Source organism: Streptomyces sp. NPDC090127 (assembly GCF_044746945.1).
Classification (GTDB): domain Bacteria; phylum Actinomycetota; class Actinomycetes; order Streptomycetales; family Streptomycetaceae; genus Streptomyces.
The window spans coordinates 30,273-43,952 of sequence record NZ_JBIVDE010000003.1 but is presented as its reverse complement, the minus strand read 5'-3'; the positions used below and the strand labels follow the sequence as shown (position 1 = coordinate 43,952).

Genomic DNA, 13,680 nt, shown 5'->3' with positions numbered 1-13,680 from the left:
ATGTCCTTCACCCCCGCCCTCGACTTCGCGTTCGAGATCCGGGCCGAGGTGTCCGACACCCTGCACATCGGCAACGGTGACGGAGAGGTCACCGAGTTCACCCCCATCACCGGGGGCAGCGTGGACGGGCCCCGCCTGCGCGGAACGGTCCTTCCCGGCGGAGGCGACTGGAGCAGCACCCGCGGCGAGGTGTGCGAGCTGGAAGCCCGCTACCTGCTCCGGGCGGAGGACGGCGCCGCGATCGACATCGTCAACCGTGGCTACTACCGGCCCAAGGCCGACACCCCGGACCAGTTCGACGGGGAGGTGCAGGTCTCCGAGGCCGGTCACTACTACCGCACCTCGCCGGTCTTCCGTACGGACGCCCCCGCCCACCGCTGGCTCGCGGAGACGGTCTTCGTCGGCCTCGCCCGCCCGGACGGCGACGACGCCGTGATCATCCGCATGTACGCACTCAAGTAGCGGCGAGGCCGTGGCCCGCGCGACCGCACGGGCCGCGGCGCAGTCGCCGCCCTCCGGCTAGGACAGGGACCGCCACGCTCCGACCAGGGCCTCCCGGAGCACCCCGATCTCCTCGGCGCTCAGGTCGGCGACCATGCGCTCCTCGAGGCGGCGGGCCGGTTCGGCGTACTCGGCGAGCAGCCGCCGCCCCGGGTCGGCGAGCAGGACAAGGCGTTCGCGGCGGTTGACGGGGTTCGGTTCACGGTGGATCAGGCCGCGGCTCTCCAGCGCCCGGACCATGTCGGCCATCGACTGGGCGGTGACGAAGGAGTCGCGGGCGAGCTGTGCGGCGGAGATGCCGTCGTGCCGCTCCAGCACCGTGAGGGCGGTGTACTGCAGCGCCGTGATGCCGGCGGGCTTGACCAGCTCCTCGAGGCGGGCGCGTACCGCCAGCTCCGTCCTCTTGAGCAGGTAGAGCAGTGAGGTGCTCACGTTCGTTCCTCCGTGGTGATCGTCCGCGTGGGGCGGGCCATGTCGCTGCGGCCGGGGTGGTGGCGCCTCTCACCCTAAAACATTGACAGGAATCCTGTTCGTTGCCCAGACTGGACTTCATCAGGATTCCTGTCGATCACGGCTTGTGCCGGTGCTTTCGACATCCCTCTTCCACCTTCTACGAGAGGCACCTCTCATGGATCTTCAGGGCAAGGTCGCCCTCGTCACCGGCAGCGGACGCGGTCTCGGGCTGGCCTACGCGCAGGCCCTCGCCGCAGCCGGTGCCGCCGTCGCCGTCAACGACGTCGACCAGACAACCGTCGACGCCGCCGTCGCCTCGATCACGTCCGAGGGCGGCACCGCGACGGGTGTCGTCGCCGCCGTGGGTGACAGCGAGTCGGCGCAGCGGCTGGTGGACACGGCGGTCGAGGAGTTCGGCCGTCTGGACGTGCTCGTCACCAACGCCGGCATCCTGCGTGACCGCGTGCTGTGGAAGATGACCGACGACGACTTCGACGACGTCGTCCGCGTCCACCTGCGCGGCACCTTCACCTGTGCCCGTGCGGCGGCCGTCCGCATGCGCGAGCAGGGCGCAGGCGGCCGACTGATCCTCATCTCCTCCCCGGCCGGGCAGCGTGGCAACTTCGGTCAGACCAACTACGCCGCCGCCAAGGCAGGCATCGTCGCCATGGCCCGCACCTGGGCCTTGGAACTGGGCCGCGCCGGCATCACCGTCAACGCCGTCGTCCCCGTCGCCGCCACCGAGATGACCAAGACCATCCCGGTCTTCGCCCAGGTCATCGAGGAGTCCGAGCGCACCGGCAAGCCGTTGCCCGACTGGCTGCGCAAGGACGAGGGCCTCGGCACCGTCGAGGACGTCGCCGCCCTGATCACCTTCCTCGCCTCCGACGCCTCCGACGGGGTCACCGGGCAGGCGATCGGCATCGGTGGCGACCGCCTCGCCCTGTGGGCACACCCCAAGGAGAAGACGGTCGCCCTCGCCGACGGTGGCTGGAGCGCCGACGCCATCGCCGCCGAGTGGCCGAGCGGCGTCGGCGCCGAACCGGAGACGTACGGGATCCCCGCCCCGCAGGCCCCGGTGGCATGACATGAGCGACCTCGCGCTCGACCTCGACCGGCTCGTCGCCATCGACGTGCACACGCACGCGGAGATCTCCAAGGACGGCCACGGGGCGCTGAGCCCGGAGCTGTTCGGCGCCTCCGAGGCGTACTTCAAGGCCCACGGCCACCGGCAGCCGACCATCGAGGAGATGGCCGACCACTACCGAGAGCGCCACATGGCCGCAGTGGTGTTCACCGTCGACGCCGAGCACGCCACGGGCCACCCGCGGATCTCCAACGAGGAGATCGCCGAGAGTTGCGCCGCCCACGCCGACGCCCTCATCCCCTTCGCCAGCGTCGACCCGCACAAGGGACGCGCGGGCGTACGGGAGGCCCGCCGGCTGGTCGAAGAACACGGAGTCCGCGGCTTCAAGTTCCACCCCAGCATCCAGGCGTTCTCCCCGAACGACCCGCTCGCCTACCCCCTGTACGAGGCCATCGAGGAGCTCGGCGTGCCCGCGCTCTTCCACACCGGCCAGACCGGCATCGGCGCCGGCCTGCCGGGCGGCGGCGGCATCCGACTGAAGTACTCCCACCCCATGCTGATCGACGACGTCGCCGTGGACTTCCCCGAGTTGCGGATCATCCTGGCCCACCCGTCCTTCCCCTGGCAGGACGAGGCGTTGGCGGTGGCCACCCACAAGCCGTACGTGTACATCGACCTGTCCGGCTGGTCCCCGAAGTACTTCCCGCCGCAGCTCGTGCGTTACGCGAACACGCTGCTCAAGGACAAGGTGCTCTTCGGCTCCGACTATCCCGTCATCACCCCCGACCGGTGGCTCGCCGACTTCGAGAAGCTCGACATCAAGCCCGAGGTCCGGCCGAAGATCCTCAAGGAGAACGCCGCCCGTCTGCTCGGCCTCCGCACCGACTGAAGGAACCCCTCGTGTTGAACCAAGGCATCGGCTCCTGGCCGGCACGCCGGGCCCGAAAGACCCCCGATCGGATCGCCGTCGTCCACGACGACCGCACCTGGACCTACCGCGAGCTGCACGGGCGGGTCCTGCGCCTCGCCCACGCCCTGCGCGCACTGGGCGTGGCACGGGGAGACCGCATCGCCTACCTCGGCCCCAACCACCCCGCGTTCCTGGAGACCCTGTTCGCCGCCGGGACACTGGGGGCGGTCTTCGTCCCGCTCAACACCCGCCTCGCTCCACCGGAGTTGGCGTACAACCTCGCCGACTCCGGCAGCACCGCCCTCGTCCACGCCCCCGAACAGGCCGAGGCGGCCCGCGCCGCGGCGGCCGAGGCGGGCGTACGGCACCGGATCGCGCTGGTCGGCCCCGACGAGGACGGAGCCCTCGGCTACGAGGGGCTTCTCGCCGGCGCGGGATCCGGCCCGCTGGACGAGGCCGTGGCGCCCGAGGACCCGTGCATGATCATGTACACCTCCGGAACCACGGGCCGCCCCAAGGGCGCCGTCCTCTCCCACGCCAACATCACCTGGAACAGCGTCAACGTCCTCGTCGACACCGACCTGTCCGGCGACGAGGTGACCCTCGTCGTGGCGCCGCTGTTCCACACCGCCGGGCTCAACATGACCTGCCTGCCCACCCTCCTCAAGGGCGGCCGGGTGGTCCTCCTCGGCGCCTTCGACGCCGAGCGCGTTCTGGAACTGATCGAGGACCTGCGGGTGACGTACATGTTCGGCGTCCCCACCATGTACGACGCCATGGCCGCGCGGCCCCGCTGGCAGACCACGGACCTGTCCAGCCTGCGCACCCTCAACTGCGGCGGCGCACCCGTGCCCGCCCGCACCATCGCCGCGTACCTCGACCGCGGCCTCGCCTTCAGCCAGGGATACGGCATGACCGAGGCGTCCCCCGGAGTCCTCTACCTGGACCGGGAGCAGACCTCGGCCAAAGCAGGCTCCGCCGGCGTGCCGCACTTCTTCACCGACACCCGCGTGGTCCTGCCGGACGGCCGCGCCGCCGAACCCGGCGAACGCGGCGAGATCCTCGTCCACGGCCCCCACGTCATGACCGGCTACTGGAGACGGCCCGAGGACACCGAGGCCGCCTTCACCGACGACGGCTGGCTGCGCACGGGCGACGTCGCTCGAACCGACGCCGAGGGCTACGCCTACATCGTCGACCGGGTCAAGGACATGTTCGTCTCGGGAGGTGAGAACGTCTACCCGGCCGAGGTGGAGGACGTGCTCCTCAGCCATCCCGCCGTCGCCGAATGCGCGGTCATCGGCGTGCCCGACCTGGTCTGGGGAGAGGTCGGCCGCGCCGTCGTCGTCCTCGAGCCCGGTGCCCACGCCGGCGAGGACGACATCCTCGGCCACCTGCGCGGCCGGCTCGCCACGTACAAGATCCCCAAGTCCCTCGTCGTCACCGAAGCGCTGCCCCGCACGGCCTCCGGGAAGATCATCAAGCCCGCCGTACGCGATGCCTACGCGACCGGTCCCACCGATCGTCCCCACCCGTAACAGAGGTCCCGGCGACGTCCATTCATGGGTCGCGCTCACCGTTGCTCACGCCATCGAAAGGAACTTCCATGCCCACCACCGCCCACGGCCTCGACGGACTCACGTCCCTCAGCGGAACCGACCTCGGTCGCACCGAATGGCTCGACATCACCCAGCAGCGGGTGAACACCTTCGCCGACGCCACCGACGACCACCAGTGGATCCACACCGACCCGGAGAAGGCCAAGGACGGCCCCTTCGGCGGCCCCATCGCCCACGGCTACCTCACCCTCGCCCTCATCATCCCGCTCTTCGGAGAGCTGCTCAGCATCACCGGCACCAAGATGAGCGTCAACTACGGCCTGGACAAGGTCCGCTTCCCCAGCCCCGTCCCCGTCGGCGCGAAGATCCGCCTCCACGGTGTCGTCGGCACGGTGGAGGAGGTCAAGGGCAACGGCGTCCAGATGCCGCTGACCTTCACCGTCGAGGTCGACGGCAGCGACAAGCCGGCCTGCGTCGCCCAGGCCGTCTACCGCCACTACGCCTGACCAGCCCCGTGCCGTGAGGCGAGATACCGTCACCTGCCGCTACCAGCGACGTACACCGGTAGCTCGTCCTGCTCGTCACCCGACGCTCCCTCGCCCGCGCCGACCGCGACCAGGGCCGCCGCGACCTCTGGCTGCGCACCCTCGACCGCCTCGGCCTCGGCTTCGGCAGCTGACCGGAAGCTCTCGCCGCCCGGGCCGCGGCGGCGTGGGAGGCCACTCCCCGTACGAAGGCGGGTCGGGGGGGGGGGGGGCCCCCCCGGGGGGGGGGGCCCGCCCCCCCCCCCCCCCCCACCCCGGGCCCCCCCGCGGGGGGGGGGGGGGCCCCCCCCCCCCCCGCCCCCCGGGGGGGGGGGGGGGGGGCCCCCCCCCGGGGGGGCGCCCCCCCCCCCCCCGACCCGCCTTCAGCCTGCTCGCCCGCAGCGCTCGGTGTCGATCTCGGCGAGCGTGGCCTCGTTGTAGGGGGCCCCGTGGACGGTCGTGCGGTTCAGCACCCGCCCGACCAGCTCCTCGTTGGCCACGCCCCTCCTCCAGTGCCGTCAGGAGCAGCCGCTCGGCGTCCGGCGCAGAGGGCGCGACGCCATAGGCGCGGCTCAGGTCCATGCAGCCCAGGCCGACGGCAGGAACCTCGAAGGGCCCGAGCCGGCGCGGGGCCCACCCCGCGCCGGCACGCGTCGGTGCGGTCACGCGCCCGCGGCGGCGGTGAGCTGCTGTTCCAGCTCCGCCAGCGTCCGGTAGCAGGGAAGGACCTGGGCGATGGACGAGTTCGGCTCGCGGCCCTCGCGGATCGCGGCGACGAACTCGCGGTCCTGGAGCTCGATGCCGTCCATCGACACGTCGACACCGCTCACGTCGATCGGCTCGTCCTTGCCCGTGAACAGGTCGTCGTACCGGGCGATGTAGGTGCCGGTGTCGCCGATGTAGCGGAAGAACGTGCCGAGCGGGCCGTCGTTGTTGAACGACAGTGACAGGGTGCAGATGGCGCCGTCGGCCGCGCGCAGCTGGATCGACATGTCCATCGCGATGCCCAGCTCGGGGTGGATCGGGCCCTGGATCGCGTTGGCCTGCACGATCGGTGAGCCGGTCTGGTACGCGAAGAGGTCGACGGTGTGCGCGGCGTGGTGCCACAGCAGGTGGTCGGTCCAGGAGCGCGGCTCCCCGAGCGCGTTGAGGTTCTCCCGGCGGAAGAAGTACGTCTGCACGTCCATCTGCTGGATGTTGAACTCGCCGGCCTCGATCCGTCGGCGCACCCACTGGTGGCTGGGGTTGAAGCGGCGGGTGTGGCCCACCATCGCGACGAGCCCGGTGCGCTCCCGCGCCGCCTGGCACGCCTCGGCGTCGGCGAGGGAGTCGGCGAGCGGGATCTCGGTCTGCACGTGCTTGCCCCCGTCGAGGCAGGCCAGGGTCTGCGCCGCGTGCATCTGGGTGGGGGTGGCGAGGATGACGGCGTCGACGTCGTCCATCGCCAGCACCTCGTCCAGGGAGGCGACGGCGCGACCCACGCCCTGCTCGGCGGCGAACTTCTGGGCCCGTTCGAGGCTGCCGCTCACGACGGCGGCCACCTCGACGCCCTCGATGCGGCGGAGTGCGGCCGCGTGCTTGGCGCCGAAGGCGCCGCCGCCGGCCAGAGCGATCCGCAGGGTTCGGTCGTCGGTCATGTCAGTTCTCTCCTTCGGCGGGCGCTTCGGCCCGGGGACGGTTCTCCAGGATCAGGTGGCCGACGGCCGTGTTGGAGGCGGGCACATGGTAGAAGCGGTGCTTGACCTCGACGTCGCCGGTGCCGTCCACGTCGCTCAGCGCACCGCGGGCGATCAGCCACATGACCAGCTCGATGCCTTCCGAGCCGGCCTCCTCGACGTACTCCAGGTGCGGCACCTCGGCCAGCCCCGCGGGGTCGGCGATCAGCCGGTCCAGAAAGGCGTTGTCCCACGCCCGGTTGATCAGACCGGCGCGCGGTCCCTGGAGCTGGTGGCTCATTCCGCCGGTGCCCCACACCTGCACTCTGAGGGGGCGGTCGTACGACTCGATGGCCTTGCGCAGTGCCTGGCCGAGCTTGAAGCAGCGGGCACCGGAGGGGACCGGGTACTGCACCACGTTGACGTGGAACGGTATGACCTTGCACGGCCACGTCTCGACGTCGCCGAACATCAGCGACAGCGGGACGGTCAGACCGTGGTCGACGGCCATCTCGTTGACGAGGGTGAGGTCGAAGTCGTCCCGGATGAGGGAGTGCGCGATGTGCGCGGCCAGGGCGGGGTCGCCCTCGATGCCGGGCACGGGGCGGGGCCCGTACCCCTCGTCGGCGATGGGGTAGGAGGCGCCGGTGCCGAGGACGAAGGTGGGGATCATCGACTGGTCGAAGGCGCTGGCGTGGTCGTTGTAGACCAGGAAGATCACGTCGGGGACGTTCTCCCGCTCCCACCTCCTGGAACGCTCGTACCCCTCGAACACCGGCTGCCAGTAAGGCTCTTCGGTCTTTCCGTGGTCCAGAGCCGCGCCGATCGCCGGCACGTGCGAGGTGAAGACGGCGCCGGTGATGGTGGCGTGCTCGACCGGCGCCTCCGGGTTCGTGTACGCCGCGTCCAGGACGGCGTGGTCGATCCGGTTGCCCTCGACCGAGCGCCCGCCGCCGACCATCATGGCGCGGTACTCCTCCTCGGTCATGCCCGTCATCGAGCCTGCCATCTGCTGGAACGAGAACCCCAGCGTCGCACCCCACTTGGCGAGGAAGTAGATGTTGCCGCCCTCGCGCATCGCCGCGTTGAGGTCCCGGTCGAGGAGCGCCTGCTTCTGCTCCTCGCGCAGCGGCCACGCGTCCAGGTAGGCGCGCTCGTCGGCGAGGTAGGCCGCGCGGTTCTCGGCCGTCATCAGGGACATGCAGAACTGGTTGAGGTGATAGCCCTTGGCGGACTGCTCGGCGTCGAAGACGGTCGTCCCCGGCACCAACTTGTAGGTCTTGTCCAGTGACATGGTGGGGCTCCGATCGAGGATGGGTCAGTCGGCGTCGGGCCAGTACAGGCGCGTCGGGTTGTCCACGAGGAGCTTGCGCCGGAGTTCCGGCGTCGGCGCGATGTGCGGGATGAAATCGACCAGCAAGCCGTCGTCGGGCATGTGGGAGACGAGGTTCGGGTGCGGCCAGTCGGTGCCCCACAGCACCCGGTCGGGGAACTCCTCGACCACCCGCCGGGCGAACGGCACCACGTCCCGGTACGCCTCCTGCTCGCCTGCGAGGGCCGACGGGCCGTCCACCGTCAGCCGCTCCGGGCAGGTCACCTTGCACCAGATGTCGGGCCGGGCCCGCAGGAAGTCCAGGAACGCCTCGAACTCGGGCCCGTCAGGATCCTTGGTGACATCAGGCCGGCCCAGGTGGTCCACGACCAGCGGGACCGGGATCGACAGGAGGAAGTCCCGCAGGTCCGGCAGGTCGGGCGCCTCGAAGTAGACGACGACGTGCCAGCCCAGCGGCGCGATCCGCTCGACCACGTCCAGCAGGTCCTGGCGCGGCGCGGCGTCCACCAGCCGCTTCACGAAGTTGAACCGCACGCCACGCACCCCCGCCTCGTGCAGCTCGCGCAGCTCCTCGTCGGAGACACCGGGGCGGACGGTCGCCACGCCCCGGGCCATGCCCTTCGACGCGCGCAGGGCGTCGGCCAGGGCGCGGTTGTCGGCGCCGTGGCAGGTGGCCTGCACGATGACGTTGCGGGTGAAACCGAGGTGGTCGCGGAGCGCGAAGAGCTGGCCCTTGGAGGCGTCGCACGGCGTGTACTTCCGCTCGGGCGCGTACGGGAACTCGGCGCCCGGGCCGAAGACGTGGCAGTGGGCGTCGACGGCGCCCTCGGGGAGCCGGAACCGCGGCAGGCTCGGGCCGGCGTACCAGTCGAGCCAGCCCGGGGTCTTCTCGAAGTCGGTCGTCATGGGTTCAGGTCCGTCCTCGTCAGTCCTCGTAGCGCAGGCCGAGTTCGGCCAGCGGGCCGCGCATCCCGTACATGTCCAGGCCGAGCTTCCCGGCACGGAACTGCGTGCGCTTGCCCTCCTCGTTCGCCTCGCGAGCGGCCGACGCGGCGGCCACCTCGGCGGCCCGCTCGCGCGGCACCACGACGACGCCGTCCGCGTCGGCGACGATCACGTCACCGGGGCGTACGAGGGCGTTGCCGCAGACCACGGGCACGTTGACGGAGCCGAGGGTGGCTTTGACGGTGCCCTTGGCGTGGACCGCGCGGGAGAAGACGGGGAAGTCCATGCCCTCCAGGTCGGTGACGTCGCGGACACCGCCGTCGATGACCAGGCCGGCGCAGCCCCGGGCGCGGAAGGAGGTGGCGAGCAGCTCGCCGAAGAAGCCGTCCTCGCTCTCGGTCGTGCAGGCCGCGACGACGACGTCGCCGTTCTGGATCTGCTCGGCGGCGACGTGCAGCATCCAGTTGTCGCCGGGCTGGAGCAGCACGGTCACGGCGGTACCGCACATCCGGGCCTTCGGGTAGACCGGGCGCAGATAGGGGCGCATCAGCCCGACCCGGCCCATGGCCTCGTGGATCGTCGCGACGCCGTACTTCGACAGCTCGGCGACGGCCTCGGGGTCGGCCCGGTCGATCTTGGTGTGGACGACGCCGATCTCGGTGTGTTCCATGGGTCCCTCTCCTGGGGTCAGCGGCCGGCCGCGGCGAGGCGGGCGGCGAGGCGGGGGTAGACGCGCCGGGCGTTGCCGGAGTACACGGCGGCGCGTTCCTCGTCCGACAGGTGCGGGGTGGCGTCGACGTAGCGCTTCGTGTCGTCGAAGTGGTGGCCGGTGCGCGGGTCGACGTCGCGGACGGCGCCGATCATCTCGCTGGCGAAGAGGACGGACCGGCTGGGGATCACGCGGGTCAGCAGGTCGATGCCGGGCTGGTGGTAGACGCAGGTGTCGAAGAAGACGTTGTCGAGCAGCGTCTCCGGGTCCGGCTTGCCGAGTGCCATCGCCAGCCCGCGGAACCGGCCCCAGTGATACGGCACGGCGCCGCCGCCGTGCGGGATCACGAACCGCAGTGTCGGGAAGTCGGCGAACAGGTCGCCCTGGACGAGCTGCATGAACGCCGTGGTGTCGGCGTTCAGGTAGTGGGCGCCGGTGGTGTGGAAGGCCGGGTTGCACGAGGTGCTGACATGGATCATCGCGGGGATGTCGTACGCGACCATCGCCTCGTAGAGCGGATACCAGCTCCGGTCCGTCAGCGGCGGCGCCGTCCAACGGCCGCCCGAGGGATCCGGGTTGAGGTTGACCGTCACCGCGCCGAGCTCCTCGACCGCGCGGCGCAGCTCGGGCAGGCAGGTCGTCGGGTCGACGCCGGGGGACTGCGGCAGCATCGCGCCCATCGCGAACCGGTCGGGACAGAGGGCGCTGACGCGGTGGACCAGGTCGTTGCAGATCCTCGCCCACGTCGAGGAGACCGCGAAGTCGCCGATGTGGTGGGCCATGAAGCTGGCCCGCGGGGAGAAGATCGTGAGGTCGCTGCCCCGCTCGTCCATCAGGCGCAGCTGGTTGTCCTCGACGGCTCGGCGCAGGTCGTCGTCGGTGATGACGAGGTCGTCGGGGTCGGGCGCGTCCGAGGGGGAGCCGACGGCCGCGATCTGCCGGTCGCGCCACTCGGCCAGCTGCGGCGGCGCGGTGGTGAAGTGACCGTGACAGTCGATGATCAAGAGAGGTCTCCTGGGGTTGTCGGGGCGGGGCCGGCCGGGCCGGGGACGCGATCAGTCCTGGGCGCTGACGGGCCAGCCGGTGTACTGCTCCGAGAGGTACGTCCGTCCCGCGCGCGTGCCCACCACGTTGTCGAGCTCGCCGAGCTGGCGCCGCAGGTCGAAGACCGAGGCGCCGGGCGCGATGTGGAGCAGCCGGGTCATCCAGTACGAGAAGTTCTGCGCCCGCCACACCCGCTGGAGGGCTCGCGACTGGTACGCGTCCAGCGCGGCCTCGCCCTCGCGGCCGAGGGCCCGCAGCAGGACGTCGGCGAGGACCTTCACGTCGTGCAGCGCCAGGTTGAGCCCGCGGGCACCGGTCGGCGGCACGGTGTGCGCGGCGTCGCCGGCGAGCACCATCGAGCCCCAGCGCATCGGCTCCTGCACGAACGAGCGGAACCGCAGCACCGTCTTCTCGACGACGGGCCCCTCCTTCAGCCGGAAGCCGTCCTCACCGGCCACCCGCGCCTGCAGGGTCTCCCAGATGCGGTCGTCCGACCAGGCGTCGACGGACTCGTCGGGGGCGCACTGGAAGTACATGCGCTGCACGGACTCGGTGCGCCGGCTGATCAGCGCGAAGCCGTGCTCGGAGTGGGCGTAGACCAGTTCGGGCGCGCTCATCGGCGCCTCGGCGAGGATGCCGAACCACGCGAAGGGGTACTCCTTGCCGTACCGCGTCCGCCGGTCCTCCGGCACCAGGTCGCGGCACATGCCGCGGGACCCGTCCGCGCCGACCACGTACCGCGCGCGGATCTCGTGCCGAGACCCGTCGGCCGCGGTGTACCGGACCCGCGGGGCGTCGGTGGTGATGTCCAGGACTTCGGTGTCCCTGACGCCGAAGTGGACCGTGCCGCCGTCGCGTTCCCGCGCGTCGGCCAGGTCGATGAACACGTCGGTCTGCGGGTAGAGCCACACCGACTCGCCCACCAGGGCCTTGAAATGGATCCGGTGCGCCCGGCCGCCGAACCGGAGCTCGGTTCCCTCGTGCTCGTGGCCGTCCCGCAGGATCCGGTCGGAGACCCCGGTCTCGACCAGATCCCGGGCCACGTCGGCCTCCAGGATCCCGGCGCGCTGCGTCGTCTCGATGTCGCGCCGGGTACGGGTGTCGAGCACGATCGTCCCGACCCCCGCGCGCCCGAGCCGGTGCGCCAGCATGAGGCCGGCGGGACCGGCGCCGACCACGGCTACGGGGACCGAGGCGACGGTGTCGACGGGGGCATAGGCCATCTCAACTCCTGAGCGACTGCGAACGTTCCGGACACCCCGAACGGTGACACCCGCTCCGATGCCAGGTCGCTGCCGTTTCCGTCAGGCGGAAGCCCGTCCCGATCCGGGGCTTCAGGAGGTCGTACGGGTACGGGTCTCCGTCAGGCGGAAGCCCGTCCCGACCCGGGGCTTCAGGAGGTCGTACGGGTACGCCGGCCGAGCTCCTCCGAGATGCCGTGCGCGGCTCGCAGCAGCGGCTCCCGCAGCCGGCGCACACGGCTCGCGCCCTGCGCCGTGATCACCACCCCCAGAGCGGCGCTCACCGGCCCGGCCCGCCCGATCCGCACCGGCGCGGCCATCGCGACCGTGCTCTCGGACAACTGCCGGTCGCTGACGAAGACGTGCTCGCGCCGGACCCGGTCCAACTGCGCCCGCAGCGCCTTCGGATCGACGACCGTGTGCGGGGTCCATGCCCGCAGCGGCGCGTCCAGGACCTCCTCCTGGATCTCCTGCGGCGCGTGCGCGAGGAGCACCCGCCCCATCCCCGTGGAGGCGATCGGGAAGCGCGTCCCGACCATGGTCAGCAGCTCCACCGAGCGGTGCCCGGCGATCCGCTCGACGAACACGAGCTCCGTGCCCTCCCGCACCGCGAGCTGGATGTTCTCGTGCGTGACCTCGTACAGGTCCTGCATGAACGGCAGCGCCACATCGCGCAGGATCTGGGTGCGCGGGCAGCCCGAGGCGATCTCCCAGAGCCGCAGTCCCACATGCCACGACCCGTCCTCGGCCCGCTCCAGGATGCCCCAGCCCGCCAGCTCGGCCACCACCCGGTGCGTGGTGCTCAGGGCCAGACCCGTGCGCTGGGCGATCTCCGACAATGTCTGCGACGGGTGCTCGCGGTCGAAGGCCGAGAGGACCTCCAGGACCTTGCCGGCCGCCGTGCTCCGGGTTGTGCTCACGTCGCCAGTCTCGCAGACCGGCGTTGAGGCCCGAGGCCGCGAGCCTTACCATCTGCCGACACCAAGGAGGCGATGTGGACCGAGACATCTCTGGGCTGTCTTCGATGGCGACGCGGCCCGTACTGGCCGAGCTGTCCGAACACATCCGGCTCGCTCACGGGCTCCCCGTACGCTTCGATTCCGCCGGCGGGGTCGAGATCGCGCGGCGGGTGCGCGAAGGCGCCGAGGCCGACCTGCTCGTCCTCGCCGACGGCGCACTGGCCGAGCTGGAGAAGCAAGGGCACATCCTCGAGGGCACGACGCGACCGCTGTGGATCTCGCAGGTCGTCGCAGCCGTGGCGGAAGGAACACCCGTTCCGGCGCTGGGCTCGGAATCCGATCTACGAGCCGCGCTGACGTCCGCGGAGGGGATCGCCTACTCCACCGGCCCCAGCGGTACGGCCCTCATCGATCTGATCACCCGGCTGGATCTGACCGACACGCTGTCCGATCGGCTTGTTCAAGCGCCACCGGGGATGCCGGCAGGCAGCCTGCTGGCGTCCGGCCGAGCAGACCTGGCCTTCCAACAGCACAGCGAGTTGATGGACCTGCCGGGCGTCGTCGTCATCGGCCCGCTGCCGGGTGACACCGCGATCAGCTCGATGTTCAGCGGGGGTGTACTGGCCGCCTCCAGCCGGCCGAGCCTCGCCCGCGAAGTCCTCGACCTCCTCGGCTCCGACGCGGCGTCGAGGACCGCCCGCGCCAGGGGCATGCGCGCGGCTGGGGACTAGCGACCCGAGCCAGAGGTTTGTCGCTGAGC

14 protein-coding genes are annotated in these 13,680 nt (G+C 71.4%); 6 read left to right on the top strand and 8 right to left on the bottom strand.

Going from position 1 to position 13,680, the window contains the following annotated elements:
* Complete coding sequence (locus ACIPPS_RS11210; RefSeq protein ID WP_401429692.1) at positions 1-462, top strand: DUF3237 domain-containing protein; 462 nt, start codon at positions 1-3, stop codon at positions 460-462.
* A gap of 57 nt (positions 463-519) precedes the next feature.
* On the opposite strand, the gene ACIPPS_RS11205 is transcribed toward ACIPPS_RS11210, so the two are convergent.
* A complete protein-coding gene (locus tag ACIPPS_RS11205; protein WP_401429690.1) occupies positions 520-933 on the bottom strand; it encodes a MarR family winged helix-turn-helix transcriptional regulator in 414 nt (137 codons plus the stop codon).
* 196 nt (positions 934-1,129) lie between these two features.
* Here ACIPPS_RS11205 and ACIPPS_RS11200 point away from each other — a divergent pair, with 196 nt between their 5' ends.
* From ACIPPS_RS11200 to ACIPPS_RS11185, 4 genes are all read left to right on the top strand, one after another.
* Positions 1,130-2,041, top strand: coding sequence for an SDR family oxidoreductase (locus ACIPPS_RS11200; protein ID WP_401429688.1), 912 nt, complete (start codon positions 1,130-1,132; stop codon positions 2,039-2,041).
* Between the two features lies 1 nt (position 2,042).
* Entirely contained in the window at positions 2,043-2,930 is an 888-nt protein-coding gene (locus ACIPPS_RS11195; protein WP_401429686.1) for an amidohydrolase family protein, read from the top strand.
* Between the two features lie 11 nt (positions 2,931-2,941).
* The gene (locus tag ACIPPS_RS11190) at positions 2,942-4,489 is read left to right on the top strand and encodes a long-chain fatty acid--CoA ligase (RefSeq protein WP_401429683.1); all 1,548 of its coding nucleotides are present in this window, start codon (positions 2,942-2,944) and stop codon (positions 4,487-4,489) included.
* Between the two features lie 68 nt (positions 4,490-4,557).
* Positions 4,558-5,016, top strand: a complete 459-nt coding sequence (locus tag ACIPPS_RS11185) for a MaoC family dehydratase (protein ID WP_401429680.1) — start codon at positions 4,558-4,560, stop codon at positions 5,014-5,016.
* Positions 5,017-5,696: 680 nt separating this feature from the next.
* Here ACIPPS_RS11185 and ACIPPS_RS11180 read toward each other — a convergent pair.
* The 7 genes from ACIPPS_RS11180 to ACIPPS_RS11150 form a co-directional block, all read right to left on the bottom strand.
* Positions 5,697-6,671, bottom strand: a complete 975-nt coding sequence (locus ACIPPS_RS11180) for a Gfo/Idh/MocA family oxidoreductase (protein ID WP_401429677.1) — start codon at positions 6,669-6,671, stop codon at positions 5,697-5,699.
* A 1-nt stretch (position 6,672) separates the two neighbouring features.
* Positions 6,673-7,983, bottom strand: a complete 1,311-nt coding sequence (gene ligA, locus ACIPPS_RS11175; protein WP_401429675.1) for a protocatechuate 4,5-dioxygenase subunit alpha — start codon at positions 7,981-7,983, stop codon at positions 6,673-6,675.
* Positions 7,984-8,007: 24 nt separating this feature from the next.
* On the bottom strand, positions 8,008-8,928 hold the full coding sequence (locus tag ACIPPS_RS11170; RefSeq protein WP_401429672.1) for an amidohydrolase family protein: 921 nt from the start codon (positions 8,926-8,928) through the stop codon (positions 8,008-8,010).
* Between the two features lie 19 nt (positions 8,929-8,947).
* Positions 8,948-9,637 carry a 4-carboxy-4-hydroxy-2-oxoadipate aldolase/oxaloacetate decarboxylase gene (gene ligK / locus ACIPPS_RS11165; protein WP_401429670.1) on the bottom strand — a complete coding sequence of 230 codons (690 nt, stop codon included), beginning with the start codon at positions 9,635-9,637 and terminating at the stop codon, positions 8,948-8,950.
* A gap of 17 nt (positions 9,638-9,654) precedes the next feature.
* Complete coding sequence (locus ACIPPS_RS11160) at positions 9,655-10,680, bottom strand: amidohydrolase family protein (protein ID WP_401429667.1); 1,026 nt, start codon at positions 10,678-10,680, stop codon at positions 9,655-9,657.
* A 51-nt stretch (positions 10,681-10,731) separates the two neighbouring features.
* Positions 10,732-11,943: a 4-hydroxybenzoate 3-monooxygenase gene (locus tag ACIPPS_RS11155; protein WP_401429665.1), complete on the bottom strand. Its 1,212-nt coding sequence runs from the start codon at positions 11,941-11,943 to the stop codon at positions 10,732-10,734.
* Positions 11,944-12,113: 170 nt separating this feature from the next.
* A complete protein-coding gene (locus ACIPPS_RS11150) occupies positions 12,114-12,881 on the bottom strand; it encodes an IclR family transcriptional regulator (RefSeq protein ID WP_401429663.1) in 768 nt (255 codons plus the stop codon).
* A 104-nt stretch (positions 12,882-12,985) separates the two neighbouring features.
* Here ACIPPS_RS11150 and ACIPPS_RS11145 point away from each other — a divergent pair, with 104 nt between their 5' ends.
* Positions 12,986-13,651: a substrate-binding domain-containing protein gene (locus tag ACIPPS_RS11145; protein ID WP_401429660.1), complete on the top strand. Its 666-nt coding sequence runs from the start codon at positions 12,986-12,988 to the stop codon at positions 13,649-13,651.
* The last annotated feature ends 29 nt before the right edge of the window (positions 13,652-13,680 follow it).